Genomic DNA, 25,919 nt, shown 5'->3' with positions numbered 1-25,919 from the left:
TCAGTAAATTCGCCGATATCGGTACGGAAGATAGCGGCCGCGCGCCTCGGAAACGGTCACGACCCGGCGCCGCATTCCCGTGGTGCGGCCGCTCTGTTCGATGATGACGGCCCGGGTGTGGGCGGCGTCGGCCCAGGTCTGCATCAGCCGGACGTGTTCCTCGGCCCGATTGCCGGGCACCAGGTGCAGCAGAATGTCGCCGCGACGCATGGCCGTCCACCGGACCCGGGTCGATACCCGCGGCAATTCCCAGGTGGTCAGTGCGCGTCCCAGGCCGGGCTGCCGGGTGTCGATGGCCCACGCCATCGAGATGAACCCCGAGCAGTCCGGACGATATCTGCGGCCTCCGTTGATGTCTTTCCGAGCTTTCCCGTTGTCCTGCGAGTAGGGAATGTCGCGTCGCAACCAGTCCAAGGCCCGGATCATCACTTGGGTACGGCTGATCGGGCCGCCGTACACGGGCGCCCCGGAGGCACGCGCCGCGGCCGGGTGAGCGGGCACCAGGACGAGGCTGATGGCAACCGCCGCCACCGACCCGCGGACCATACGCAGCAACGCCGCCATCGAATCACCAGGCCTCTGAACAGGGACAATGCCCTTGACCTTGCCAGATGCGCACGGGAGCCGAGGGCGATACGTTGACCTGAAGCCCGCTTGAGGTCGCAGCATGGGTGGCATGACGGACGAGGCGAGGCGGGCGCTGGCGCGGCAGCGGACGGTGGAGATCACCACGACCGGGCGCCGGAGCGGGCGGCTGCGGCGGATCGAGACGTGGCGGTATCGAGCGGCTGACCGCTATTGGCTGACCGGCAGCCCGGGGTCGCGTGACTGGTATGCCAACGTGCTCGCGCATCCCGGGTTCACGCTGCACCTGGACGGTCTGGATCTCCAGGTGCGCGGGCGTGCGGTGACCGACCCTGAGGAGCGGGCACGCGTGTTCGGCGAGATCGTGCCGGGCCTGGGCTGGGCGGGGAGCCTGGAGAGCTGGATCGCCGGTAGCCCGCTGGTGGAGATCGAGCTCGACTGACAGGGAAAGTGGTCAACGGGTGGGGTCGACCACGGTGATGCCGGCGACGGTGGCCCGGTCGAAGCCGGGTAGGAGCGCCGCCGCCTCGTCGAGTCCGATCGTGCGTTCGATCAGCCGCTGGGGCTGCAGCGAGCCCTGCTCGATGAGCGCCATCATGCCGGGGTAGTCGGCAGCGGCCATTCCGTGGCTCCCCAGCAGGTCGAGTTCCCACCCGATCACCCGTGCCATCGGTACGCGCGGGTGGCCGGCGACCGGCGGCAGCAGGCCGACCTGGATGTGACGGCCTCGCCGGCGCAGGCTGAGAACGGCGTCGGCGCAGGTCTGCTCGCTGCCGACGGCATCGACGGCGACGTGGCTCCCGCCGGCGGTGAGCTCGGCGACCGCGGCCGGGATGTCGGCACCGTCGACGCGCAGCGTGTGCTCCGCCCCGAGTCCGGCGGCGGCGGCGAGGGCTTCCGCGTTCCGGTCCACCGCGATCACCCGCGCGCCGAGCGCACGGGCGATCATGACCGTGCTGAGTCCCACGCCGCCGGCGCCGAGCACGGTCACCCATTCACCCTCCGTGAGCCGCGCGCGGCCGACCAGCGCCCGGTACGCCGTGGCGAACCGGCATCCGAGGCTCGCGGCGGTGGCGAAGCCGACCTGCTCGGGGATGGCCACGAGGTTGGTGTCCGCCGCATGCAGGGCGACGTACTCAGCGAACGATCCCCAATGGGTGAAGCCCGGTTGTTGCTGATCGGGGCACACCTGGGCGTCGCCCGTGCGGCACCACTGGCACCGGCCGCAGCCGCAGACGAACGGCACGGTCACCCGATCGCCGACATTCCACCGGCTGACCTCAGCGCCCACCTCGAGCACCACACCGGCAAGCTCATGCCCCGGTACGTGCGGGAACACGATCTCGTCATGCCCAGCCCAGGCGTGCCAATCGCTGCGGCACATCCCGGTGGCCATCACGCGCAGGACCACGCCGCCGGGCGGGGCCACGGGCTCGGCCACCTCCCGGACCTCGGGCCGGGCCCGAACAGCATGGATCACGACGGCGCGCACCGATACATCCTGTCAGCCCGGCTCAGGAAGCACAGGTGTCGAGCATTCCTTGCAGGGCTGTCTTCTCCGACGACTGCAAGGTGAGCGCCCAGTAGGACTTCACGGCGATCCACATCTTGGCGTACGTGCACCGGTAGGAGGCGACGCCGGGCTGCCAGGTGGACGGGTCCTGGTCGCCCTTGGCCTGGTTGACGTTGTCGGTGACCGCGATCAGCTGCGGCCGGGTCAGATCGTTGGCGAAGCCCTGCCGCTTGCTGGTGATCCACGAGCCGGCACCGGAGCGCCACGCCTCGGCCAGCGGGACCACGTGGTCGATGTCGACGTCCGACGCCAAGGTCCAGGTCGCGCCGTCGTACGGCGAGTACCAACGCCCGGACGTCGATGCGCACGCCGAGTCGGTGACCACGGAGGCGCCGTCGCGCTTGAGGACGGTCTCGCGGGTGTTGCAGCTCCCGCTGACGGTGATCCAGTGCGGGAACAGGTCGCGCGAGTAACCGCTCATCGAGCCCTGCGCCGCGACGACCAGCACGTCCAGCTTCGACTGCGCGGTGGCCTTCGAAGGGATCCCGGGCGGCGTGGCCTGCGCCGGTCCGCTGCTCAAACCGGCGGTGGAGAGCACCGTGGCCAGGGTGGCGATGAGGAGGGTGACGCTTCGATGCATGGTGCGGCTCACGGCCGCCTCCCGTCCCGGTCAAGGCGACGCCCCGGTCCAGGGCGGCGTCGCCTTAGATATAGATGGAAGCAAGTGTCGCCACGGGGGCGACAAGTATGAACATCTCATTACGGTCGTACTACGCGGCGATGCAGCCGCCGATTGAGGTTGCGTACTCACGGCAATCACGCGCCGCCGCGACACCATGTCGAGGTGAAAATCATGCAGCGACCCGCCACTGCGGGCCTCACGGTCACTCTCGGACTCGTCGCGCTCCTGCTCGGCGCCTCCCTGGTCATGCTCCGCGATGGCGGCTGGCCCTGGCACGCCACCATCACCGGCCCTGTCAACGGCGGGGCGACAACCGCCGAGATCGTCGACGACGACGGCTCGGCGTACCAGTTCACCGGATCGTCGGCCGACGCACAGCGCTGGCTGGATCAGAAGCAAGAAGACCTCAAGACTTCGCACCACATCCCCGCGAAGATCGCCGCCGGCAGGGTGCTCCAACCGGTCGGCCTGGCGCTCGTACTGCTCGGCCTCGTCCAGCTGTTCCGCCGGCTGGCGAGCCGGCGGCGTACGCGGAGCACCGCCACCGCGGCCCAGTGAGCGTGGCGGCCCGGGTTCGCCGGGCCGCCACGTGCGTTCAGTCGCCCGGGATGATCGTGCCGTCGCGCCAGACCTTCCCGCCTTCACCCGGAGCGGATGATTCGCCGCGCCCGGCGAGTCAGAACACTTGCCCGGACCGGTCCACCGAGCGTGAGGGGTCTCCGGGTGAACGGACTGCTGATGTGGGGACTCATTCTTCCCCTCCTGCTCGTGGTCGCGGGAACCGTCGTTCTGCTCCGCCGGCGCAACAGCCGTCGCTGAGCTTCCGCTTCGTCCGGCCTGGATGACGCGCCGTCGGGGGCGGCTGGGGTGAACTGACGGGAGCCGAGGCGAGAGGAGACTCCGATGTGCCGCTGGCTCGCGTACACGGGCGATCCGGTTCTGCTCGACGAGCTGCTGTACAAGCCCAAGTACTCGCTGATCGTGCAGAGCCTGCACTCGCGGCTCGGGGCGGAGACCACGAACGGGGACGGATTCGGGGTCGGCTGGTACGACGCCTCTCCCACGCCCGGGGTATTTCACGGTGTTGAACCCGCTTGGAACGACCGCAACCTGCGGGAGCTGGCCACTCATGTGGCCTCGCCGCTGGTCTTCGCTCACATCCGTGCCTCCAGCGGCTCGCCGGTCCAGCAGACGAACTGTCATCCGTTCCGGCACGGCCGCTGGTTGTGGATGCACAACGGCCTCCTCCGCGACTTCGCGGCGGTGAGGCGCGACCTCGCGCTGGCGGTCGACCCGGACCTCTATCCCGAGATCGACGGGTCGACCGACTCCGAGCTGCTGTTCTTCCTGGCGCTGACCTTCGGGCTCGAGGACGACCCGCCCCGGGCCGTCGAGCGGGCGGTCGGCCTGGTCGAGGCGACGGGCCGGCGCCACGGCGTGGAGCACCCGATCCAGATGACGGTCGCCACCACCGACGGCACGCGCCTCTGGGCGTTCCGGTACTCCAGTGAGGGCCGGTCCCGCTCGCTGTTCCACAACGCCGACGTCAGCACCCTGCGGCACCAGTACCCGGACAACCCGATGCTGCATGACCTCTCCGACAAGACACGACTGGTGGTGTCCGAGCCGCTCGGCGACCTCAAGGGCGCCTGGCGGGAGATTCCGGAGGCGACCTGTGTCGTCATCAGCGGAGGCCGGGACGAGCTCCAGCCGTTCACTCCCCGAGTTGCGGCTCCGACGGCCTGATCACGGTCGCGTTGTCGGCCGCTGCTCGGCGGGGACTGTCTTGGCCCACCGTCCGAGTCCCACCGTTACGAGGGCCGCGATGTCGGCGGGGCGGTGAGAGATCGCAAGCAATCGGTTCTCCTCCGCGGTAGGACCGTTGTCGGCAACGGCCCCGGCTGCGGCCAGCTCGGTAAGCCTCCGGTAATGATCTCGATATCCCGGGCCGTGTGCGTCCGGGTCGGGGGTCAGCCGCAGCCAGCTTCCGTCGTCGTGCCCGAGCGCCTGGGCGATGTCCGCGGTGACCCCGCCGAAGCCGCCTGCCACATAGACGGGCCGGCCGCCTTCGATCGCCATCACCGCTTCTTCCATCACGCCGGGAGGGGCGTCCGTACCGGATCCCCGGCGGCCGCCGAGCAGCAGGCGGGCGTCCACCCGATCATGCAGGTACCGGCGCATCGGTGAGGCCGTTCCGGCGTACATCCGGGTCGGTGATTCGTTCACCCTCGGCGGGCCGCTGCCCCGGGTTGCCGAGCGGTTCGCCGTCCGGGCCGAGGATGATGACGTCGCCGTCGGTGCTGAGAATCTCCTTGCGGACGTTCTGCACCTCCCGGATGTGCAGGCGCCGGTGGACGTGCCACGCCAGGCAAACCATGAGCGATCGCTCGCGGCCCGTGCGCAGCACCTCCGGCACGAGGAACATCGTCAGGCCAGCGCGGCCCGGGCGACCTCGCCCAGGGCGAGCTTGAAGTGAGCGGAACGGAATCCCAGCCGTCCCAGGTCCTCGCTGCCCGAGGCCGACAATCCGAGCCTGAGGCCCTTGAGAGCCTCGCGGGGAAGCACGTCACTCGCCGGCATGTTCACCTCCGCGCGCCGTCAGCTCCAGCAACGTCAGCGCCTCGACGCCCTTGCCGATTCCGGCGAGTGCCGCCGCCTCGTTGAGCACCTCACGCTCGGCAGTTCCCAGCGGGGGATCCGGATGCAGGATACGTACCGGGCCGTCCCCCGCCGGATGATGGCCTCGAAGCCAGCGAAGGAGGGTCGACGGCTCGGGGGCGTGCGGCGCCCACCAGTCGACGGGCAGTCGCAGCCGGGCATCGTCGCAGTCCTGCTGGCGCCGCCACAGCGCGTGCTTCAAGCACTCGTCGACCAGCACGGTGAGCGCGCGGAGCAGATCGGCGACAGCCCAGTCGTCGCCGGATTGCCGGACCCGGACGCGCGGCAGATGGTCCATGAGGAACGATCCCCGAAGCTCGCGGTCCACCAGCGCGTCGACCACCACGCGCGTAGGCGTCCGTACGGAGCGCCAACATGGCGCACCGTTCGGCCTCCGCTTCAAGCGCGGACCTCCACTGCGCACCGGACTGCAGGTCGCGCCGGTCCAGGAAGGTATCCAGCCGAGTGTCCGCCAGCACCCAATCGACGCGGCGGGCGAGGGAGGCGCGACGGTCATCGCTCTTCGTATGGCTGATGAAGACGCGTATCCCGCGTCCGATGTCGCCAGTGACGAACTGCGCGACGGCTTGAGCGATGTGGCGGCAGAGCCGCTCGTTCGGGTCCTCGTCGTAGTCCGCCGCGGCGGGGTCCTTCTGTACTCGGAGGTTCAGTGCCTCGCCGAACAGAGCCTTCAGCGCGAGGCTGCGGGCGGCGCCACCGTCGAGGATGACCGGAATCACCGTTCCTACCGCCCACGGCCATGGATGTCACGATCCCCTGGATCGTCGTATCCGAAGGGGAGGGCCGCCCGGATGCCGGATCCGGGCGGCCTCGCGGTCAGAGCACGTACCCGTAGATGCTGGTGTTGAAGCCTGGCACCGCAACCTGCGTGCCGGTGGTGCGGCCGGTGCCGTACATGAAGTTCGGGTCGCCCCCGAGGCACTCGTAGATCGCGCCCGGGGTGTCGCCCGGTGCCGGGGCCGGGGCCCCGGCGTCGACGCCGCGCTCGCCCGGGGAGGAGATCACCGCGTCCAGGCCGTCGCGTCCGTCCAGGTTCACGACACGGACGTCGTGGCCGAAACGGTCACCGGTTTCCGAGATGCCGTCGACGTACTCGTAGCCCTGGGAGATGTCGCTGCCGCGGGAGACCAGACCGGTCGCCGAGCCGCGGAACAGGCTGACCACGCCGGCGTCGCGGACGGTGCCGGGCGGAGCCGTCGGGGCGTCCACGACGTCCTGGCCGGGTACGCCGACCACCAGATCGCCGAAGCCGTCGCCGGTGACGTCACCGGCGGCCACCGCGGCACCGAACGTGTCGCCCGCCGCCGGGTCGCCCGGCACGTCAGCGGTGTTGCGGGTCAGGACCGAGGACGCGGTGACGAAGAAGCCGTCGTTGCTGCCTTCCAGCACCGCCACCATGCCGGCGCCGGCCGCCCCGGCGACGGTGGCCTCGGGCGTGCCGGCGAACAGCTCGTCGGCGCCGTCGCCGTTCGCGTCGGCCATCGCCAGCCCGCCGTAGCCGAGCCGCACCGGCCGCACGTCCGGTGACACCCCGCCGAAGTCGTCACCCTCGACCGAGAAGACGCCGATCACGTCGAGGCCGGTGCTGCCGCCCAGGATCAGGTTGACCATGCCGCGGCTCGGCCCGGTCCCCCGCTCGTTCTCGCCGGGGCTGGCGATCGCCAGGTCCCCGTACCCGTCGTGGTTGAAGTGGCCGATCGCCAGCTCGCTGCCGAAGCGATCGAAGTTCGTCGGATTCCGGGCATGTACGCCGCGCCCTGGTCCAGCCATCGCGCGCCGGCCGTGCTGACACCCTGCGCATTGCTCAGGAACATGACCACGCCACCGGCGCCGGTGACCGGCCCCACGCCCTCACCGGGCAGGCCGACGGCCAGGTCGGCGCGGCCGTCGCCGTTGACGTCGCCGGCAGCGAGCGCCCCGCCGAACTCGTCGCCGCCCTCGGCGGTGCCGGGCACACCGGCGCTGCTCTGGTTGAGGTGGCGGATCCCGGACACCCGCAGGCCGCCGGCCGAGCCCGGCAGGATCCACAGACCGCCGGCCGCCGTACGGTTGGACCCGTCGATCTCCGTTGGGTCGCCGACCACCAGGTCGTCGTACCCGTCATTGTCGAAGTCGCCGCCGGCGATCGCGGCACCGAGCGTGATGGCCGTGCCGCCATCGGTCTTTCCGATGTAGTCGGTGTGCCCGCCGGACGAGTAGCGCACCACTACCCCACCGCGAGCCGTGGCGGCGATGTCGTCGAGACCGTCGCCGTCGAAATCGGATGCGGTCGGCCCGGTGCCGGACCGCGGCGTCGCCTGCGCGGCGACCCGCTGGAAGGTGATGGACGCACCGTCGCGGGTGATCGTCTGGACCGGCGGGGCGGCGTACGCCGCAACCGGAGCCAGGACAGCGAGGACGGTGCCGGACGTCGCGGCCGCAGCCACGTACTTCTTGATCAAGAACTTCTCCCCGTTCAGAACCCGCTCTCGTTCCTCAAGAGGCGAATATTCACATCCAACGATGCTCGGCCGGTCCACGGTGGAGGCGGCCGCTCTTGTGGCACAAAGCCGGGAGGTAGGTGCCTATCTCCTCGACCTCATCGAGTCACCGGCGAGGTCGCTCACCATGATTGACGTCACCCCACGAATGTTCGGCGGAGGGCTGTCACACGCCGTGAGCTGGGCTTAACCCTCGGCAGCATTCCGGCTCATCCCCTCCGAGCTCGGCTCCAATTTGACCGGTCGCGCGGCGATGTCATTGGATCTTGTACGCACCGTCAGATGGGCACAACCCACAGCGAGCGTTCTCGGCGCACAGGCCGTATCGCCGCCGGTGAACAGCACCATCCACCCTCCGCCCGATCGGCGGAGATCACCCGAAGGATCGCCATGAAGTCTCTCGTCGCACGTACTCTCGGCATCGTCGCCACGGCCGGAATCGGCCTGGCGGTCAGCGCCGCGCCTGCCGCCGCGGCCCTCGGCAACACGTTCGAGCTCGCCACCGGCAGCGTCAGCGCCTACGGCACCTACGACCGCATGATGAGCATCCCGGAGCACCCGGTCGCCCCGATCCGCATCAGTGGCACCCTTGCCGTCAACTCCACCAAGTGCGGCGTCGTGCAGGTCGCCTACAACGGCCCCACGGACGGCATCGAGTGGCGCACGTTCGGCGCGCTCTGCGGTAAGGGCAAGACGAACTACACCACCACCTCGAACTTCCTCTTCGGTGGCTTCCAGCCGCAGGTGCGGCTCTGCAAGGGCACCACGGTGACCAAGGCCGAGCGGGGCACCTCCTGCGACACCTTCACCCCCGTGGCCGACTGAGCGGCTTCCCGCTGACCCCGTCACCGGGCCGCCACCGTTGTGGTGGCAGCCCGGTGACGCGGGTTTACAACGCCCAAAGGCCCACACTACTGTCGCATCTGGACGCTCGCGCGGCCGAGGAAGAGGAGGTGCGGGCAGTGCGCGGTAGGAGGACGGTCCGCTCCCGCTGCCGCAGGCACCTCGACGGCATCACCATCCCGCAGCCCTTCTCGCTGGACGTATTGTGCGCGCAGGTCGCCGTCAGCCGGCAACGTCCTCTGCATCTGCGGCCCTTGCCGCAACCCACCGATCCGGGGCTGCCCACCGGCCTCTGGCTCAACGGGGAGACAGCCGATTACGTCTTCTATGACGGCCGGACCAGCGAACTGCACAAGCGGCACATCGTTCTGCACGAGATCGGGCACATGCTCTTCGGCCACGACGACAAGGGGCTCGACGACAACGACGTGCTCTTCCGGGGCCCGCAGGATCCGCTGCGGGCGGACCTCATCCGCCGGATCCACGCCCGGCGCCGGTATTCCAGCGCCCAGGAACGGGAGGCCGAGATGATGGCGACGATGTTCCTCGAGGCGATCGGCAGCCTGCCGCCACCGTCTCCCCTGGCCGGTTTCGCCGGCAGAATCGCCGGAGCTGTCGGTTACACCGGCCGGCGCTGACGGACTCGGCCGTGCTCTCGACCCTGCAGTCCTCGGGCCTCGTCGCGCTCTGGATCGCCACGTTCCTCTATACCGCAACCGTGCAGCGTGATGCCGTCAAGCGCGCCTTGTTGTTCGCTGTTGCGCTGAAGGCTACGGAGATCACGCTGTACCGCCCGCGCGTACAAGAGCCGCTGTACGACCTCTTCAACGGGCATCTGGTCTTCGTGGGCGTGCACCTGGTCAGCGTTCTGGCCGCGGCCGCCGTACTGTATCTGCTCGTCACCGCCGCAGACTTCCGGCGTCTCTGGTGGATCCCGGCCGCGGGGAGCCTCGTCGCGGCGGCCACCATGATTGCGATCTACGCGACCGCGGGGCCGAGCACGCCGACGGTGTCCGTACCTCCGGAACCGCTGCCGTTGTCCTATTGGTGGGTCCTGTCGGTCTTCCATTCGCTCGCTCACCTGCTCGCGGTCGCGTGCTGCTGGCGGGTCGCGGCTTCCCGCAAGATCGACGTCTGGCCGGTCCGCTTGAGCCTGGTCCTGATGGGCCTGGCCCTCCTGCTGTCCTGCACCCCCTGGCTGCTGACGTTCGAATGGCTGTGGACGGGCGACACCGCCTGGCTCGATCCCATCGAGTACATCGACGCCGTCACCGGGTGGTGTCTGGCGTTCAGCGTGGCCCCGCTCATCGCGGTCGCCGTCCGGCGCGGCCTGACGCAACGGCGCACCGTACGGTTGCTGGCTCCGCTGTGGCGGGAGTTGACCGCCCTCGTGCCGGACCTGGTGTTCGATGCCCGGCCCACACCCGGCCGGACGCAGTACGCGCTGTACCGGCGCGTCGTCGAAATCAGGGACGCGATGATCCAGCTGCGCAACTACGTCAGCCCGCAGGCGTTGCGGTTGGCCGTCGACTACGTTGCGGAGCGCGCGGTGCCGGTCGAGCAGGTGGAGGCTGCCGTGACAGCGTGCTGGCTCGCCGCCGCAAAGGACGCCAAGGAGCGTGGCGCGGACGCTCACGCCCAGCCGGCCGACCTCGCCGGGCCGGGCGGCAGCGACGTCGGCACCGAGTCGCAGCACCTGATGCAGATCTCCGAGCTCTACTTCTCGGCGTTGGCCGACGGGTACCGGCAGCGGCTGCCCGCGGCCGAGGCATCCTGGTAAGACGAGGCCTAGTCTCCAGGAGCCGACCGGCGGTTGTCCTGCTCCTGTTCCAGGGCGGTGACGATGCCGATGAGTGCCTGCACGCCGGAAGCCGACAACCGGCTCGTGCGCAGCGCCAGGGACCGGATCTTGTGGTCGCGCAGGGCGGCCAGCAGGGGCAGCTGATCATGCAGCTCCGCGGCGGCCTCGTCGTCGGTGAAGTACGACGTCGGTATGCCGAAGACCCGCGCCAGACCCTGCAGGATCCGCAGCGACGGATTGGTCATCGAGCCGCGCCGCAGCCGGCGCACGTAGTCCGTGGACAGGCTGTAGTTGTCGCCGAGGGCGGTGACCGCCTTGGCCAGATCCTCGCTGGACAGCAGCTTGCCGCCCACAGGGACGGTGGCCAGGAGGTGGTTCAGCTTCTCTGCCAGCGTGCCTGACGCTTCTGCGCCGTCCCGGCGAAAGCCCCGGCCGGGGCCGCTGTGTTCACCCATGGCGCTCCTCATTCCGCGGCCGACTCTACCCGCCATCCAGTGACACGATCCACTGTTGACCGACGGCGGAAAGACTATAGTCTTGGGCTCCTGGTCGTCGTGCTGCCGTGGGCCGGCGCGCAAGCGGCGCATGGCGCCTTCGATCGAGGTGGTGAGGTGCACGAGAGTGTGGCAACACGGGGGCGAAGGGCGGCAGGCCCCGGCCACGCCAACCCTTCGGCACTCTCAAGCGAGCGCCCACCTCCTCGAACGGAGGTCCCCCCTCGGTTCCACCGCCAGGGAGCGACCGGGCGGCCTTCGTGAGTGCGCGCGTGATCGTAGGGTGGTGTCATGGCTGACCACTCCCTGACGTTGATGGCGGTGCACGCGCATCCCGACGATGAAGCATCGAGCAGCGGTGGCGTCCTCGCCCGCTACGCCGCCGAGGGGATCACCACCGTGCTCGTCACCTGCACCGACGGTCGCTGCGGTGACGGACCGGGCGGGGTCAAACCCGGCGACCCGGGGCACGACCCGCTGGCCGTGGCGGCGCTGCGCCGCGCGGAGCTCGAGGCCAGCTGCGCCACGCTGAAGGTCACGCACCTGGAGCTGCTCGACTATGCCGACTCCGGGATGATGGGCTGGCCCACCAACGACGCTCCGGGCGCCTTCTGGAGCACCCCCGTCGACGAGGCGGCGAAACGGCTCGCCGAGCTGATCCGACGGTACGCGCCGGACGTCATCGTCACCTACGACGAGAACGGCTTCTACGGGCACCCCGACCACATCCAGACCCACCGCATCACCATGGAGGCGGTCGCTCAGACGGGCATCCCCGCCAAGGTGTACTGGACGACCGCGCCGCACTCGGGGATGGCCGCCTTCGGCGAGGTACTGCGCGAGCTCGGAGTCGACTGGGAGGAAGCCGAGATCTCCGAGGATGCCGGCCCTCCGCAGATCGGCCTGCCCGACGACGAGATCAGCACCTGGGTCGACGCGCGGGCCTTCGGCGGGCAGAAATTCGACGCGCTGGCCGCGCACGCGAGCCAGGACGAGAACACCATGCTCCTGCGCATGGGCAAGGAGCGGTTCGCCGAGCTGATGGGCGTCGAGACCTTTCTGCGGGTGCAGGACAGGACCGGCGCACCGCTGCCGGAGGACGACCTGTTCGCCGGGCTGCGCTGACTCGGCAGCCGCCGCGGCGCGATCTGATCACAGGAGGGCGCGCCATCCGGTACGCCAGGATCGTTGATCTCGGTAGCAGCCGAAGGTCAACGCTCAGGAGTCAGATCAGAGATGTTCTCGCGCCGCATTTTCCAGCTCGCTGTCGCTGGTGCGACTATCGCCGCAAGTCTCGGCTACGCCGTCCCGGCCGAGGCGTCGGTGCGGTACGACCCGGGAACCAAGTCCGGTTTCGCCGGTGCCGCGGACGTACGGAAGGCGTTCGGATGGAGCGACGCGAGGCTGGCTGCACACGCCGCCGGGCTGGTCTTCAACCATGACTTCTGGACGGAGGACATGTACTCGGTGTCGTGCGGCAAGGGGGCTTTCCCGGTGGAGCATCAGCGGGAGTTCGGCCGGCTCGAGCTGACCGACCGCCCGGTCCGCGAGCCGCGCCGCGGCGCATCCGGCGGGTACAGCCGGCGCCCCCGACTGGTCGGCTTCCGGATCGCCGGCCCGTATGCGGGGGTCTCCGGCACGTCCGTAGCGCCGACGGTCGGCCAGCCCTGCCCGGAGCCCCGGGGCCCGCGGATCACCCGGGCCGACCTCGTTTCCACGACCACGGGCTGGTCACTCACCGTCAGCTTTGGCGGTGCCAGCAGAGTCCTTCGATCCGGCGTCTAGGTGTCGATCTTGTCGATTCCCCGGCCGGTGGGTCCGTCGGGCCGCTCGGTGAGCGTGGCGAGCACGGCCGGCGGTAGCCGGTCGACCTGCGTGGCGTGGCCCTCGTCGGCGATCGCGCGGTAGGTGAGCGACGCCGCCCGGAGCGCGGCGAGCACCGCAGCGAGTGGGTGCAGCACGAGGCGTACACCCAGGTCGGCGAGCTCCGCGTCGCTCAGGCGGCTGCCGCCGGTCGCGGTCTCGGATCGGATGACGACCATGGGTACGCCGGGAAGCTCGGCGCGCAGCCGGCCGAGGTCGTCGGCCTCCCGGACGCCCAGCGGAAGAACCGCGTCAGCGCCGGCGGTCGCGAACGCCCGGCACCGCTCGATCGTCTCCGCCGGGCCGGACCCGCCGGCCTGGGCGATCAGCATGACCTGTGGCGCCTGCTCGACGAGCGCGGTGATCCGGGCGGCCGCGAGGGTGGCGTCCGGGCCGTCGTCGAGGCGCAGCCCACCGATCCCGGCCCGCTGGTAGGCGAGCGCGGTCCACACCGCGTGGTGCGGGCTGTCGTAGCCGATGGCCGCGTCCGCCAGCAGGGGCGTACCCCCGAGCACCGGGAGCAGGACGGCCGCCCGGTCCGCGATCTGGGTGGCCGGCGTGAAGCCGAGGTCGGGTTGCCCGAGCATGGTGGCCGCGACCGCCTCCCCCGACAGGTGCACAGCCCGATGCCCGGCACGGACGGCGAGCGCGGCGCTGGCCGGGTCGTACACCCCGGGCACGTGGGTGACGTGGTCGGCGGCGAGCATCGCCCGCAGGTCAGCGGCGCTCACGGTCGGCGCTCTCGAGATTCGGCCATGTCATCGATCATGACCGGGGCGATCCACCAGCGGCCGTTCAGCCTGGATCGGCGCGTTCGGGGCTAGGGTTGGCTCGGGTCGCCGCAGACCCGCGCCGACGACGACGAGGAATGCGATGACCCGGACCGACGACGACGTCGCCCTCGACGCGGCACTGGACCCGCTGGTCCTCGCGCTGGACATCGGATCCACCGCCACCCGCGGCGGCGTGCACGACGCGTCGGGCCGGCGGGTCCACGGCCTGCAGCACAAGGTGCCGCACGCCTTCACGGTCGCGCCCGACGGCACCTCGGTCATCGCCCCCGATCAGGTGGCCGCGGAGGTCGAGCAGGTCCTCGACGCGGTGAACGGCGACCCGCGGTTGGGGACCCGCATCGCCGGCGTCGCGATGGACACCTTCGCCGCCTCGCTGATCGCGGTCGACGCGGCCGGACGCGCGCTCACCCCGTGCCTGACCTACGCCGACTCCCGCAGCGCCGACGCGGTCACCGCGCTGCGGGAGGAGCTCGACGAGCACGCGGTGCAGCAGCGCACCGGCACCCGGCTGCATACGAGCTACCACGCCCCGCGCCTGCGCTGGCTCGCGGCAGCTCAGCCGCGCGTCGTCGCTGAGGCCGCGGCATGGTGGTCCCTGGGCGAGTACATCCTGGCTCGACTGATCGGGCAGCCGCTCGCCGGGACGTCCACGGTGGCGTGGACCGGCCTGCTCGACCGTCGCACCGGGGAGCTCGACGCGGAGCTGCTCGCTGCCGCGCGCGTCGGCCCCGAGCAGCTCTCCCCGCCGCGGGACATGACGCAGCCGGCACCCTCGGCGGCCCCCGCGCGCTGGCCCGCTCTCGCCCGGGCGGTGTGGTTCCCCGTCATCACCGACGGCTTCGCCAGCAACATCGGATCCGGGGCGACCGACGCCACCGTGCTCACCGCGGCGACAGCCACCAGCGGTGCGCTGCGGGTGCTGCTCGACGGCCCTGCTGATCCCCTGCCGTTCGGGTTGTGGAACTACCGGGTCGACGCGGGACGCACGCTGCTGGGCGGGGCGATCAACGACGTCGGCCGCGCCGTCAGCTGGGCGCAGAGCACGTTGCGTCTCAGCCCGGCGCTCGCGGCCGTCCTCACCGCGCCGCCGAGCGCCGCCACGCCGCTCGTGCTGCCGTACCTCACCGGTGAACGCGCGCCCGGCTGGGTCGGCGGGGCACGCGCCGTGTTCGGCGGGGTGTCGGCGGCCACGGACGCCGACACCCTGTTCCGCGGGATCGTCGAAGGCGTGGCCATGACCTACGCGCGGGTGGCCGACGAGCTGCACCCGGCCGCCCCGCGGGTCCTGGAGGTCGCGGCGGCGGGCCGGGTCAGCAACGACCAGCCCGAATGGCTCCAGGTCCTCGCAGACGTCCTCGGCCGACCCGTTACGCACGTGACCCGGCGGCGCGCCACGCAGCGCGGCACGGCGCTGCTCGCCCTCGACGTGCTGGCACCGGACGTCCCGCGCGCGCCCCGGGCCACCGGAGCGACGTACGAGCCCCGGCCCGAGTACGTCGAGCACTACGCGGAACGGCGCGCACGGTTCGCCGGGGTGTACGACGCGCTCGTGCGCCGCTGAGAGGCCGGCACGCAGGGCTCAGCGGTTGGTGGCTTGCCATGCACCCGGGCGTACGCCGGCGTTCCGGAGGAAGAAGGCGGAGAAGTTCGAAGCGTCGGGAAAGCCGAGCCGTTGCCCGCACCGGGCCGGGCTCAGCCCGTCGTAGGCGAGTAGGCGCTTCGCCTCGAGCAGGAGGCGATCAGTCACGTATTGCTTGGCGGTGCGCCCGGTCGCCGCCTGGCAGGTACGACTGAGGGTACGAGCCGACCAGCCGAGCGCGCGGGCGTAGTGGCCCAGATCGTGGTGCACCCGGAAACCGGTTTCGACGGCGGCCTGGAAGCGGCGGAAGGTCTCGTTGCCGGAGCCGCTCGCTTCGGCAGGCGGGCTGAGGCGGAGGAGCAGAGCCGACAACAGCAGGCGTGGCAGCTCCCGGGTACGCGGATCAGCGACGGTCGCCGGGACGGACTCCAGTTGCAGGTGCGCAAGTGCTGCGGTGATCAGTCGCCAGGCGGGGCTGTCGGCCGGCCAGCATCCGGCGGCCTCGGCGTTCGCCACGAGATCCTGGGCAGCGGGTGTGACCGGGGCGGTGGGGACGAACAGGATCAGGTCTCCGGTCACGTGCGCGATGTCGGTCCACCGGTGCACGACGCCGGGCCGGATCCACACCACGGTTCGCGGGCAGAGAGCGTGCGAGGTGAAGTCGGCGGAGACCTCGCCCTGGCCGCCGCGGACGAAGGCGAGCACATGGAAGTCCGCCCGCTGGGTCGCGCCGCCGTTGACGGTGCGTAGCGCCGCGAAGGACATCGACTCCACCAGGTCCGCGCCGGGCGGGGGCTGGTAGGTCAGTTGCCGGATCACGGGAGTCATGTGTCCAGATTTCACCATGAGCGGTCCTCGCCGGGCAATGCCGGGAGCCGGGCCGGGATGGTTCGGTGGGACTGCCGAAACGCGGCGCTGAAAGTGCTCGGAGAGGACCGCCATGACGACTCGTACGTCCACCGCCCTGCCCACATTCGACCATCGGCCCGGTGCGGGACCCACGTTGGTCTTTCTCCACTATTGGGGTGGCTCCGCCCGTACCTGGGCGCCCGTGATCGAACGGTTCGAGGCGCGCAGCACGCTGGCGATCGAGGCGCGAGGCTGGGGACGGTCGCGGGACCTGGCCGGGCCGTACACGCTCGAACAGATGGCCCGTGACGTACGAGACGTCGTCAGGCATGCGGGCGTACCCGAATATGTCCTGGTCGGTCACTCGATGGGGGGCAAGGTCGCGCAGCTGGTCGGCGCCGCACGGCCCGACGGGCTCGCGGGCCTCGTCTTGGTCGCACCCGGGCCGGCAGAGCCCGCCGCTGTCGTCACACCGGAATATCAGCAGCAGCTGGCGCACGCCTACGACTCGGCCGACAGCGTGAGTGGGGTCCGCGACCACGTCCTGACCGCCGCACCGCTGAGCGACGCGATGAAGCAGTGGGTCGTGGCCGACTCCCTAGGCGGTTGCACGGCGGCGCGTGCCGAGTGGCCACTGCACGGGATCGCGCAGGACATCACCGCCGAGGCACGCCGTATCGAAGCGCCCGTGCTCGTCGTCGCCGGTGAGCACGACCGGGTGGAACCCGTCGGCGTGCTCCGCCGGAACCTGCTCCCCTGCCTGGCCCACGCCGAACTCACCGTAATCCCCGGGGCCGGGCACCTGATCCCGCTGGAAGCACCCGAGGACCTGGCGCGGGCAATTGCCTCCTTTGCGCCGTCGGCGCCATAGCCGGCGGAGAAGAACCTCTGGCGCAGGAGGTGGCGGAGGACGACCATCACGGTATGGCCGATGCGCCGCTGGAGAAGCTGAGCGCGATGCTGCCGCCCCCGCAGTGGGCGCGCAGCCCGTTCCCGCCGATCGCCGAGTACGCGTTCCTGTCGGACTGCGAGGTCACCTGCCTGGTGGCGCCGAACGGGGCGGTCGAGTGGATGTGCCTGCCCCGGCCGGACTCCCCCAGTGTGTTCACCACGATGCTGGACCGCAGCGCCGGGGCGTTCCGGCTGGGACCGTACGACGAGATGGTCCCCGCCGCTCGGCGCTACCTGCCGGGCAGCCTCATGGTGGAGACCACGTGGCAGACCCGGACCGGGTGGCTGATCGTGCGGGATGCCCTGTGCATGGGCCCGTGGCACAACGTCGATCAACGGTCGCGCACCCACCGCCGCTCCCCCACCGACTACGACGCCGAGCACTGCCTCTTGCGGACGGTGCGGTGCGTCAGCGGTTCGGTGGATCTGTCGATGACCTGCGAGCCGGTCTTCGACTACGGCCGGCGCGAGCCGTCCTGGCGGTACGAGGGCCAGGGCTACGGGGACGTCGTCGCCGAGGCGCCCGACTGCGACGTCACATTGCGACTGACCACCGACCTGCGGCCGGGCATCGAGGGCCGGGGGCTCAACGCGCGTACCCGCATGGTGGAGGGCGACACGCATTTCGTCGCGCTGTCGTGGTCCCCGCTGCCGCCGCCGCGCACCCTGGACGAGGCGCAGGAGCGGATGGGCCGCACGTCGGAGTACTGGCGGCAGTGGATCACGCTGGGCGACTTCCCGGACCATCCCTGGCGCAGCTATCTGCAACGCAGTGCGCTGACCCTCAAGGGACTGACGTACGCGCCGACCGGCGCCCTGTTGGCCGCGGCGACGATGGCGCTGCCCGAGACGCCGCACGGCGAGCGCAATTGGGACTACCGCTACGCCTGGGTGCGCGATTCGACCTTCGCCCTGTGGGGCCTCTACACGCTCGGCTTCGACCGGGAGGCGAACGACTTCTTCTACTTCATCCAGGACGCTTGCCGCGACGGCAACGACCTGCAGGTCATGTACCGCGTGGGCGGGGAGGGGGAGATCGAGGAAGAGTCGCTGCCGCACCTCTCCGGCTACGAGGGCGCGTTTCCGGTGCGGGTCGGCAACGCGGCGTACAAGCAGCGGCAGCACGACGTCTGGGGAGCCGTCCTCGACTCCGTGTACCTGCACGCGCGTTCCCGCGAACAGCTGCCCGAGTCGCTGTGGCCGGTCCTCAAACGGCAGGTCGAGCAGGCCGCCGCGCATTGGGAGGAAGCGGACCGGGGCATCTGGGAGGTCCGCGGCGAGCCGCAGCACTTCGTGTCCAGCAAGGTCATGTGCTGGGTCGCCCTGGACCGCGGTGCCCGCCTGGCGCGCCTGTACGACGAGCCGGAGTACGCCGAGAAGTGGCAGACCCTGGCCGACCAGATCCGCGCCGAGATCTGCGCCAAGGGCGTCGACGCCCGCGGGGTCTTCGTCCAGCGCTACGGCTCGTCCGCGCTCGACGCGTCGGCGCTGCTGCTCCCGCTCATGCGGTTCCTGCCCGCGGACGATCCCCGGATCCGCGCCACCGTCCTGGCGATCGCCGAGGAGCTGACCCTGGACGGGCTGGTGCTGCGCTACCGGGTCGAGGAGACCGACGACGGGCTGAGCGGCGAGGAGGGCACGTTCACCATCTGCTCGTTCTGGCTGGCCTCCGCGCTGGTCGAGATCGGCGAGGTCGAGCAGGCCCGCAAGCTGTGCGAACGACTGCTGGCCTACGCCAGCCCGCTGGAGCTGTACGCCGAGGAGATCGACACCTACAGCGGGCGGCACCTCGGCAACTTCCCGCAGGCGTTCACCCACCTGGCCCTGATCAATGCGGTCATGCACGTCATCCGCGCCGAGCAGAGCCTCGCGCCGGGTCAGTTCGCCCCGGCCAACGTCGCCGGTGCCTGACCGTCATGTCGGCCGCACGACCCACGGACTTGATGCGGGCGCTCGCCGAGGCGGCGCGCCTGGCACAGCGCGCGCCCTCGGTGTTCAACACCCAGCCCTGGCGATGGCGCGTCGGCAGCAACGCCCTGGAGCTGCTGCGCGAGCCGGATCGGACGCTCGAGGTGACCGACCCGGCCGGTCGGCAGCTTCTCCTCAGCTGTGGCGCCGCCCTGCACCACGCGCGGCTGGGGCTGACCGCGGCCGGTCGCCGGATCACCGTGACCCGGTTCCCGGACCCGGGATCGCCCGATCTGCTGGCCCGCATCGACGTACGCGGCCGGGCTGAACCGGACGAGCGGGTGCGCCGGTTGCGGGGGGCGGTTCCGCGCCGCCGCACCGACCGCCGGCCGTTCGGCGCCGCCCCGGTGCCGGAGGCCGCCCTCCGCCGTCTGCGCGAGGCGGCGGAGGGCGAGGAGACCGATCTTCATCTGCTGCACAGCGAGCAGATCCCGACGCTGGCGGCGGCAGCCACGAAGGCCGCGGCGGCCGAGCGGGCCGACCCGGCGTACCGCCGCGCACTCGACGAATGGACGCACCGGCCGACGGGCAGCGGCGACGGAGTGCCGGCGGACACCGCCGTCCCGGCCGGTCCGCGCACGGTGCCGGTCCGCGACTTCGCCCCCGACGGCACCGCGGGCCTGGCGACCGGTCCGGGCGACGACAACGGTACGGCGTACGCCATCCTGCACGGACCAGGCGACACCGCGGTGGAGTGGCTACGCGCCGGCGAGGCGCTCTCCGCGGTGCTGCTGACCGCTGTCGTCGAAGGACTCGGCGCCGCGCCGATGAGCGATGTGCTGGAAGTCGAAGAGTCCCGGCTGATGGTGCAGGGCCTGCTGCGGACCGGCCGGCCGTACCTGGCGCTGCGGATCGGAGTCCCGGTCGCGGCCGAGGCGCCACCGCCCACGCCGCGGCGCCGGCCGGACACGGTCATCGGCTTCCCACCGGCGCCCGGCTGACCAGTGTCTGATCGGAAGATGGGAGTGTGCCCATGGAACGTCACGTTCGCCGCGCCCTCGCTGCGGCCGTCGTGGTCGGCACTGTCATCGGTCTGGCGGCGTACGGGCCGGCAGCCTCCGCCTCCGTACCCGTCACGGGGTTGTCGGAGACCGACCGGCTCGGTGACCGCAGGTTCGTGGTCACCGGGGACCGGCTGTACGAAGTGGGCGCCGAGGACGCCACCTACCCCGCCACCGGGTGGCACATCCGCGGCGAGATGGGCGGCTTCTGGACGCCGCCGATCAAGCTGCTGGACGGTGTCTGGTTCGGCGCGAACGGGACGTGGCTGAAAGCCCGGCGGTTCACCGAGGGCACCGGGTACACGACCATGGACCTGGCCGGGCCGGGTGGCCTGACCGTCCAGCGCGTCGACGTCGTGCCGGACGGCGGGCGCGCCGCGCTCATCGGGCTCCGGTTCCCGGCCGGTGCCGGCACCGTGCACCTGACCGTGGACGCGCACTCCGAACTGCTGCCCGCGTACCCGTGGGGTTGGACCTCTCCGGGCCAGGCCGCGGTCAATCTGCCCGATACCGGATCCTTCGACGGCCGCAGTCTGATCTTCCGTGACCAGGGCACGCCGCCGGTCGCGAACGCCCGGTCGCACGACTGGGCCGCGCTGGTGGGCAGCGACCTGACCCCGGCTGGGCACGCGCTCGGCGCCGGCATGCGCGGCCCGCAGGGCGATGTCATCTGCGGCGACCCGACGCCCGCGGTCTGCGACGACGGACCTTACGGCAGGGGTACGGGCGGCCGGCTCGCCTACGACGTCGCGGTCGGCGGCTCGGCCCGTACCGTCTGGTTCGCGGTCGCGGGCTCCGACCAGGGCCTCGCGCCCGCCCAGGCGGAACTGGCGCGGGCGCTGCACGACCCGGCGGACGCGCTGGCCGCGAAGACGGCCGCCCGGGTCGCGGTGGCCCGGCACAGCCGCGTGGATCTGCCCGGCGACCGGCTCCTGCAGCAGAGCGTGGAGTGGTCCAAGCAGAACCTCGCCGACTCCGTCCAGGAATCGCGGGACCTGCACGTGTTCGCCAGCAACCAGGGCACCGAGTACCCGCTGCCGGCGGGCGTGGTGGACCGGGCCCGCTGGATCGGTGCCGGCTGGCCGGACTACCCGTGGATCTTCGCCACCGACGGCGAGTACACCGCGTTCGCCGCGGTGGCCGCGGGACAGTTCGCGGCCGTCAAGGACCACCTGCGGACGCTCCGCGACCTCAGCGAGATCGCCAACGACCACTCCGGCAAGGTGGTGCACGAGGTGACCCCGGACGGCCAGGTCTACTACGGCATCAACGCCGACGTCGGCAACACCGACGAGACGGTGAAGTTCCCGAGCGCGGTCGCGCTGGCCTGGCGGTGGACCGGGGACAACGCGTTCCGCGACGACCTGTACGACTTCGCGGTGCGGGCCATGCGATACGCGATCGGCCTGGACGCCGATGCGGACGGCTGGCCGGAGGGCAGCGGCAACGTGGAGCGCCCCGGCATGGGCGACGAGAAGCTGGACGTGGCCGTCTACACCATCCGCGGACTGCTCGACCTGGCCGACATGGCGCGGGCCAAGGGCGACCACGCCACCGCGGCGTGGGCCGAGACCCAGGCCGCCCGGCGGGCCCGGAAGTTCGAGCCGGCCTGGTGGTACGGCGGCGACGCCCGCTCGTACGCCGACTCGCTCGCCGACCCGGGCAACGTGAAGGTGTACCAGCGCTACTGGATCGGCGCGACGCCCATGGAGGCGGAACTACCGGCCGGGCCGCTCGCCTCGGCCGGCCACGCCACCACCGGCTTGAACCAGCGGGAGCGGGACTGCTTCAGCGGCGAGTTCGGCTTCTTCCACACCGGCACCGGACCCACCAGCGACCCCGTCGGCAACCCGGGGCCGGCGTGCGACAGCGTGGTCTCCGCCGTACCGTCCGAGCGGGACATCATCTCGCTCGGCAACTCCATCATGGCGGTGGCCGAGGGCAACTACGGCCGGATGGCGCAGCAACAGCGCTACACGACCGCGAACGCGCGCAGCCACCTCGACCCGAGCGTCTGGGAGATGCCCGGAGCGATGCCGGAGATCCTGCCTTCACCGGACTTCGGATCGAACATGGGCAAGGACTTCCTGAGCCGGTCCAGCGTGATGCAGGCGTGGGGCGCGTACGGCGTGCTCTGGCCGGTGATCCACCAGCAGCTCGGCGTGGCACCCGACCTGGGCAACGGGCGGCTGTCCGTGGTGCCGCTGATCCCGCCGGGCCGGCGGATCGCGGGTTCGGACATCCTGGTCGGCGCCGGCCACCTCGACGTACGCGCGACGAGCCGCGGCAACGTCCTGTCGGTGACCGTCGACGCGGCGGTGCACGCGCGGCTGGCGCCCGGCGCCGTACTGCCGGACGGCGCCGATGTCGCGTCGGTCACCGTGGACGGGCACCGGGCCGTAGCGCGGCGGGTGCCCACCGCGCGCGGCGACGAGCTGATCACCACGACCGGCCCCGGCCGGCACACGCTCGTGGTGACCCTGAAGTGAGGGCACCCGCACGGCGGGAGTCTCCGGTTCATGAATTCGGCGGTGCGGGCAGCAGCGGCCGAAGAGTCCACACGACCCCTCAGAGGGTGCAGGCTCGATCCCACCCGGCGGCGGGCAGCTCCGGTACGGACCAGAGCGGATCCGGCCGAAAGTCACACCAGGCGCCGTCGAAGGGGTAGGCGCCGGCCTCGATCGCGGCCACGACCCGATCGCCCTCCGCCCTGATGGCCCTCGCCTGCTCAGCGTCCCAATAGGCCGGGTGACCCACCCTTTCCAGGTACTCGTGCTCGTCCTTCCACCGCCACCGGCGGTCTGGCGGCACCACCAGGTCAAGGGCGTGGTCGAACGTGTCGACGCCCCCCGCGGCGCCGTCGTCCCAGCGGGATGGCGGCGCTTCGAGGTTCACGTACCACCGGTTCAGCGTGAAGTCGGGGTTGAACATCCACCACACGGAGTGCGCCTGCCCCGGACGGAACAAATGGAGAACGTGCAGACCCGTCCACGTCATCGGCGTAAGGCGCCACTGCACCTCGTACCGCTGGTGGAACGGGATCTCCCGCCGGTCGCGGCCGTCCACCGTCCGCCGGAACAGGTAATGGGTGCCGATCGGGCGCCACGTCAGGAGCCCTCGCTCGTCGTCGGAGACCACCTTCTGAGGGATGACGAGCACAAGATCCCCGCCGCCTCGATAGTCTCGGTAGAGCACGTCGCGGCCGGGGGAAAAGGTCATCTCCGGGCCCCTTTGGGCTGCTCGCGCAGGGCCTTCCACAGCGTGCGGTAGAAATCCGCATACGTACGTTCCACGTGTACCGCCAACCTCCGGGTCTCCTCGTGCCGTGACGGCAACCGATTGATGGGCACGCTCATCGCAGCGTGGTGCTCGATGTGCAGGTTGTTTCCGTTGGTGTACCACGTGCTCAGCCGGCCACCCCGAATCGACCGCGTGTTGCGCAGCACGTCGGCGCTGTCCGTGTCACACAGGATGTGCTCGGGGAGCTCCACTAGGAAGTGCATCGGAACCGCGAGCAGCAGAGGTAGGAGCCACAACCGGACCACGTACTCCCCTCGACCGGCGGCACAGAGGCCGGCCGCCGACAGCACCACGAAGCCGAGGATGAGGTGCTCGGACGCCACCCGCCGGCGCATCGCCGGACTGATGTCCCCGAACTCGTAGTGCCAGCGGCCGAAGGCGGAACGGACCACGTCACGGAGCACGATCAGCAGCCGCGAGTAGTCGAACAGCCCGCGCAGCAGCAGCCCGAGGGTCAGCTGCTTTCGGGCGTCGAATCCGAAGAACTCCGTGTCATCCGCCGTGCCCAGGTAGCGATGGTGCTGTAGGTGCCGTACTCGGTAATGGCTGTAGACCACGAAGAGGGGCAACCCGAGCGGAACGCCGACCACCCGGTGCGGCCAGGCCCTCCGGAAGGCCGAGTGGTGCAGCGCTTGATGCTGCAGCTCCACGGCGTGGGTGTACATCAGCGCCAGCAGCACGACACCGGTCAGGAGCGCCATCGGCGACGGCCGCAGCGCGAGCATGACGCCGAGCCCCGTGAGCACGGCGAGCGTCGCAAGCTTGGCAATGAAGATCCGCTCGTCGGCGGCGCCGGTGCGGGTCCGTGTGAACAGCAGGGTCGAGGGCTCCCCCGTGGCACCGGTCATGAATCCGCAGGCAGCCGCGCCGGCCCGCCGATCTCGACGAACACCTCGTACGCGCCGGCAGGGACGAAGGTCGACCACTTGTCGCCGCCGAGAATCCTGTGCTTCGCGTCCGTGGTGTGCAGCACGAACCCCGACTGGACGTTGGCGATCGGGCGCCCGAGGATCGTCTCCAGTTCCCGGATCTTCATCCGTTCGAAGGGATCAGTGAGGTCGCCGGTGACGATATCCACGTCCGCTGCGGGATAACGCTCGGAAATCACCGCCGGGTGCAACTCGGGGATCGGACAGAGGTCGATCCGCACCCGCTCCTGCAGCCCTGCCTCTTCGAGACCACCCCGCAGGATGCGCCGGCGCTCGTCAGCGGTGAAGGGATTACGCCGGGGGCCGCACTTGCGGACGATCTCGTCGTAGAACTCCCGGCTCACCACGTCGACGCCCGGCTTGTACGGGCGGATCTCCTCCACGTCGAGCATGCCCAGTACGAGGGTGTCCCAGCGCTCCAGGATCGTCCGCCAGTACGCCAGGTGCCCATGCGTGATGATGGGGAATCGTCCGAACGTCAGCGCCGTGGCGCGCCGCTGCGGGACGGCCTCAGCCATGGTGGCCTCCTCCGGTACCCGCGTCCTGCGCGTCCAGATAGGCGGCGACGGCCGCACGGTTCTCCGGCAGGCCGATGTTCGCGTAGAGCATGCCTGGCCGAGCGTCCACAGTCATGTTCGGGTAGTCGAGCTTCTCCCAGCCCTCGATGTCGAACGCGCCGCCGTACAGCCAGTCGAGATCGTCGGGGTCGTACATGATGTGCAACGGGACCTCCGACCGCTGATGGGTGAAGCTGGAGGAGGCGAGCCAGCTGGAGACGTAGACGTCGAGCCGCACCTTGAACGGCTCGATCGAGCTCTCCGACAGGGCGTCGCTGTCTTTGACGTCGTCGAAGACCATGGAGATCGTGTCGTCCAGCGGCTCCCCCTCCGGGACGGCGTTCACCCGGGGATCCTCCTCGAGACCGACGAAGCCGCGGATCTCCTGGAGACGGATCTTCGTCATCTCGTGCCGGGTCAGGTCCGGGGTACGCGGCGACGTATTGATCAGTACGACGCTGCGTACCTCGATGTCGTACTCGGCGGCGTACCGGGTCGCCTCCAGCACCGACAGGCCGCCCATACAGTGGCCCATGAAATGGACCGGACCGCGGATACCGGCCTCGGACAGCGAGGAGAGCAGGTGCCGGCTGGTCTCAGCGGATGTGTCGAACGGCCGCTGCTCGCCGTGAATTCCCCTGGTAAGTACGGAAACGACCGGGCGCCCGAGCTCGGGAACGGCGAGTTTCGAGACGTACGCCGGGCCGCCGCCGAGGCCTGGACCGAGAATCAGCGGTATGCCGTCTCCCTTCTGCAGCGTGAAGGCATAGCGTCGATGGCTGCCGCCCGCGCGGACCAGCTCAGCCAAGCCGGCAACGGTGGGCTGATTGAAGATGGCGTCGATGGAGAGGTCGGGCCCGAATTCCTCGCGCAGCAGCTCCATCAGCTTGAGAGCTTCCAGCGAGGAGTTGCCCGCGTCGAAGAAATCATCGTGGATGGAGTCCAGGGGGACTCCGGTCACCTGGCTCCATTTCGAGGCGATGAGCGCCTCGACGGGATCACGCGGTGCGTTCGCGGTCACTAGAGTGTCCTTTTCGCCTTGATACAGGGA

Annotated in this window: 29 protein-coding genes and 1 pseudogene; 13 read left to right on the top strand and 17 right to left on the bottom strand. The window is 70.6% G+C overall.

Features of this window, described 5'->3' with window-relative positions; all coding sequences use genetic code 11:
* Positions 1-564, bottom strand: coding sequence for a hypothetical protein (locus AB0368_RS30355; RefSeq protein ID WP_366157431.1), 564 nt, complete (start codon positions 562-564; stop codon positions 1-3).
* 112 nt (positions 565-676) lie between these two features.
* Here AB0368_RS30355 and AB0368_RS30350 point away from each other — a divergent pair, with 112 nt between their 5' ends.
* Positions 677-1,027, top strand: coding sequence for a nitroreductase/quinone reductase family protein (locus AB0368_RS30350; RefSeq protein ID WP_366157430.1), 351 nt, complete (start codon positions 677-679; stop codon positions 1,025-1,027).
* A 12-nt stretch (positions 1,028-1,039) separates the two neighbouring features.
* Here the strand turns inward: AB0368_RS30350 and AB0368_RS30345 are convergent, their stop codons facing one another.
* Complete coding sequence (locus AB0368_RS30345; RefSeq protein WP_366157429.1) at positions 1,040-2,077, bottom strand: zinc-dependent alcohol dehydrogenase family protein; 1,038 nt, start codon at positions 2,075-2,077, stop codon at positions 1,040-1,042.
* Positions 2,078-2,099: 22 nt separating this feature from the next.
* A complete protein-coding gene (locus tag AB0368_RS30340; RefSeq protein WP_366157511.1) occupies positions 2,100-2,738 on the bottom strand; it encodes an HNH endonuclease family protein in 639 nt (212 codons plus the stop codon).
* A 213-nt stretch (positions 2,739-2,951) separates the two neighbouring features.
* On the opposite strand from AB0368_RS30340, the gene AB0368_RS30335 reads away from it, so the two are divergent.
* On the top strand, positions 2,952-3,338 hold the full coding sequence (locus AB0368_RS30335; protein WP_366157428.1) for a hypothetical protein: 387 nt from the start codon (positions 2,952-2,954) through the stop codon (positions 3,336-3,338).
* 345 nt (positions 3,339-3,683) lie between these two features.
* Positions 3,684-4,526, top strand: a complete 843-nt coding sequence (locus AB0368_RS30330) for a class II glutamine amidotransferase (protein ID WP_366157427.1) — start codon at positions 3,684-3,686, stop codon at positions 4,524-4,526.
* Here AB0368_RS30330 and AB0368_RS30325 read toward each other — a convergent pair whose 3' ends face one another.
* The 7 genes and pseudogenes from AB0368_RS30325 to AB0368_RS30295 form a co-directional block, all read right to left on the bottom strand.
* On the bottom strand, positions 4,527-4,961 hold the full coding sequence (locus AB0368_RS30325; protein ID WP_366157426.1) for a hypothetical protein: 435 nt from the start codon (positions 4,959-4,961) through the stop codon (positions 4,527-4,529).
* Positions 4,942-5,196 carry a hypothetical protein gene (locus AB0368_RS30320; protein ID WP_366157425.1) on the bottom strand — a complete coding sequence of 85 codons (255 nt, stop codon included), beginning with the start codon at positions 5,194-5,196 and terminating at the stop codon, positions 4,942-4,944. Before AB0368_RS30320 ends, AB0368_RS30325 begins: the two co-directional genes overlap by 20 nt.
* 11 nt (positions 5,197-5,207) lie before the next feature.
* Positions 5,208-5,360, bottom strand: coding sequence for a hypothetical protein (locus AB0368_RS30315; RefSeq protein ID WP_366157424.1), 153 nt, complete (start codon positions 5,358-5,360; stop codon positions 5,208-5,210).
* Entirely contained in the window at positions 5,347-5,784 is a 438-nt protein-coding gene (locus tag AB0368_RS30310; RefSeq protein ID WP_366157513.1) for a hypothetical protein, read from the bottom strand. The genes AB0368_RS30315 and AB0368_RS30310 overlap by 14 nt, the downstream gene beginning before the upstream one ends.
* A gap of 13 nt (positions 5,785-5,797) precedes the next feature.
* A pseudogene (locus AB0368_RS30305) lies at positions 5,798-6,178 on the bottom strand (TIR domain-containing protein); the annotation flags it as partial.
* 97 nt (positions 6,179-6,275) lie between these two features.
* Positions 6,276-7,157: an FG-GAP repeat protein gene (locus AB0368_RS30300; RefSeq protein ID WP_366157510.1), complete on the bottom strand. Its 882-nt coding sequence runs from the start codon at positions 7,155-7,157 to the stop codon at positions 6,276-6,278.
* On the bottom strand, positions 7,058-7,900 hold the full coding sequence (locus AB0368_RS30295) for an FG-GAP-like repeat-containing protein (protein WP_366157423.1): 843 nt from the start codon (positions 7,898-7,900) through the stop codon (positions 7,058-7,060). Before AB0368_RS30295 ends, AB0368_RS30300 begins: the two co-directional genes overlap by 100 nt.
* A 429-nt stretch (positions 7,901-8,329) precedes the next feature.
* Here AB0368_RS30295 and AB0368_RS30290 point away from each other — a divergent pair, with 429 nt between their 5' ends.
* The 3 genes from AB0368_RS30290 to AB0368_RS30280 all read left to right on the top strand — a co-directional run bounded on the left by AB0368_RS30290 (position 8,330) and on the right by AB0368_RS30280 (position 10,562).
* The gene (locus tag AB0368_RS30290; protein WP_366157422.1) at positions 8,330-8,764 is read left to right on the top strand and encodes a hypothetical protein; all 435 of its coding nucleotides are present in this window, start codon (positions 8,330-8,332) and stop codon (positions 8,762-8,764) included.
* Positions 8,765-8,901: 137 nt separating this feature from the next.
* On the top strand, positions 8,902-9,420 hold the full coding sequence (locus AB0368_RS30285) for a hypothetical protein (RefSeq protein ID WP_366157421.1): 519 nt from the start codon (positions 8,902-8,904) through the stop codon (positions 9,418-9,420).
* An 11-nt stretch (positions 9,421-9,431) separates the two neighbouring features.
* Complete coding sequence (locus AB0368_RS30280; RefSeq protein WP_366157420.1) at positions 9,432-10,562, top strand: MAB_1171c family putative transporter; 1,131 nt, start codon at positions 9,432-9,434, stop codon at positions 10,560-10,562.
* Between the two features lie 8 nt (positions 10,563-10,570).
* Here AB0368_RS30280 and AB0368_RS30275 read toward each other — a convergent pair whose 3' ends face one another.
* On the bottom strand, positions 10,571-11,038 hold the full coding sequence (locus AB0368_RS30275; RefSeq protein ID WP_366157419.1) for a hypothetical protein: 468 nt from the start codon (positions 11,036-11,038) through the stop codon (positions 10,571-10,573).
* A 330-nt stretch (positions 11,039-11,368) separates the two neighbouring features.
* On the opposite strand from AB0368_RS30275, the gene AB0368_RS30270 reads away from it, so the two are divergent.
* The gene (locus AB0368_RS30270; RefSeq protein WP_366157418.1) at positions 11,369-12,202 is read left to right on the top strand and encodes a PIG-L family deacetylase; all 834 of its coding nucleotides are present in this window, start codon (positions 11,369-11,371) and stop codon (positions 12,200-12,202) included.
* A gap of 111 nt (positions 12,203-12,313) precedes the next feature.
* Positions 12,314-12,862: a hypothetical protein gene (locus tag AB0368_RS30265; protein ID WP_366157417.1), complete on the top strand. Its 549-nt coding sequence runs from the start codon at positions 12,314-12,316 to the stop codon at positions 12,860-12,862.
* On the opposite strand, the gene AB0368_RS30260 is transcribed toward AB0368_RS30265, so the two are convergent.
* Positions 12,859-13,671: an isocitrate lyase/PEP mutase family protein gene (locus AB0368_RS30260; protein WP_366157416.1), complete on the bottom strand. Its 813-nt coding sequence runs from the start codon at positions 13,669-13,671 to the stop codon at positions 12,859-12,861. The two genes, AB0368_RS30265 and AB0368_RS30260, sit on opposite strands and share 4 nt — an antisense overlap.
* Positions 13,672-13,813: 142 nt before the next feature.
* On the opposite strand from AB0368_RS30260, the gene AB0368_RS30255 reads away from it, so the two are divergent.
* Positions 13,814-15,295 carry a gluconokinase gene (locus tag AB0368_RS30255; protein ID WP_366157415.1) on the top strand — a complete coding sequence of 494 codons (1,482 nt, stop codon included), beginning with the start codon at positions 13,814-13,816 and terminating at the stop codon, positions 15,293-15,295.
* Positions 15,296-15,313: 18 nt separating this feature from the next.
* Here AB0368_RS30255 and AB0368_RS30250 read toward each other — a convergent pair whose 3' ends face one another.
* Complete coding sequence (locus tag AB0368_RS30250) at positions 15,314-16,141, bottom strand: helix-turn-helix transcriptional regulator (RefSeq protein WP_366157414.1); 828 nt, start codon at positions 16,139-16,141, stop codon at positions 15,314-15,316.
* A 112-nt stretch (positions 16,142-16,253) separates the two neighbouring features.
* Here AB0368_RS30250 and AB0368_RS30245 point away from each other — a divergent pair, with 112 nt between their 5' ends.
* Genes AB0368_RS30245 through AB0368_RS30230 form a run of 4 tightly spaced genes read left to right on the top strand, consistent with a single transcriptional unit; the run spans position 16,254 to position 22,571 of the window.
* Complete coding sequence (locus tag AB0368_RS30245; RefSeq protein ID WP_366157413.1) at positions 16,254-17,033, top strand: alpha/beta hydrolase; 780 nt, start codon at positions 16,254-16,256, stop codon at positions 17,031-17,033.
* A 53-nt stretch (positions 17,034-17,086) separates the two neighbouring features.
* A complete protein-coding gene (locus AB0368_RS30240) occupies positions 17,087-19,024 on the top strand; it encodes a glycoside hydrolase family 15 protein (RefSeq protein ID WP_366157412.1) in 1,938 nt (645 codons plus the stop codon).
* 5 nt (positions 19,025-19,029) lie between these two features.
* The gene (locus AB0368_RS30235; RefSeq protein ID WP_366157411.1) at positions 19,030-20,022 is read left to right on the top strand and encodes a nitroreductase; all 993 of its coding nucleotides are present in this window, start codon (positions 19,030-19,032) and stop codon (positions 20,020-20,022) included.
* A gap of 32 nt (positions 20,023-20,054) precedes the next feature.
* Complete coding sequence (locus AB0368_RS30230; protein WP_366157410.1) at positions 20,055-22,571, top strand: hypothetical protein; 2,517 nt, start codon at positions 20,055-20,057, stop codon at positions 22,569-22,571.
* A 79-nt stretch (positions 22,572-22,650) separates the two neighbouring features.
* On the opposite strand, the gene AB0368_RS30225 is transcribed toward AB0368_RS30230, so the two are convergent.
* The 4 genes from AB0368_RS30225 to AB0368_RS30210 are packed head-to-tail and all read right to left on the bottom strand — an operon-like array spanning position 22,651 to position 25,889.
* On the bottom strand, positions 22,651-23,301 hold the full coding sequence (locus AB0368_RS30225) for a DUF402 domain-containing protein (protein ID WP_366157409.1): 651 nt from the start codon (positions 23,299-23,301) through the stop codon (positions 22,651-22,653).
* Complete coding sequence (locus tag AB0368_RS30220; protein ID WP_366157408.1) at positions 23,298-24,230, bottom strand: fatty acid desaturase; 933 nt, start codon at positions 24,228-24,230, stop codon at positions 23,298-23,300. The genes AB0368_RS30225 and AB0368_RS30220 overlap by 4 nt, the downstream gene beginning before the upstream one ends.
* Entirely contained in the window at positions 24,227-24,829 is a 603-nt protein-coding gene (locus AB0368_RS30215; RefSeq protein WP_366157407.1) for a hypothetical protein, read from the bottom strand. The genes AB0368_RS30220 and AB0368_RS30215 overlap by 4 nt, the downstream gene beginning before the upstream one ends.
* Positions 24,822-25,889, bottom strand: coding sequence for a phosphopantetheine-binding protein (locus AB0368_RS30210; RefSeq protein ID WP_366157406.1), 1,068 nt, complete (start codon positions 25,887-25,889; stop codon positions 24,822-24,824). Before AB0368_RS30210 ends, AB0368_RS30215 begins: the two co-directional genes overlap by 8 nt.
* Between the last annotated feature and the right edge of the window lie 30 nt (positions 25,890-25,919).

Origin of the sequence: Actinoplanes sp. NPDC051475, from assembly GCF_040689425.1 — a bacterium.
Classification (GTDB): Bacteria; Actinomycetota; Actinomycetes; order Mycobacteriales; family Micromonosporaceae; genus Actinoplanes.
Note: the sequence above shows the minus strand (reverse complement) of the source record. Positions and strands in the feature narration are given on the sequence as shown.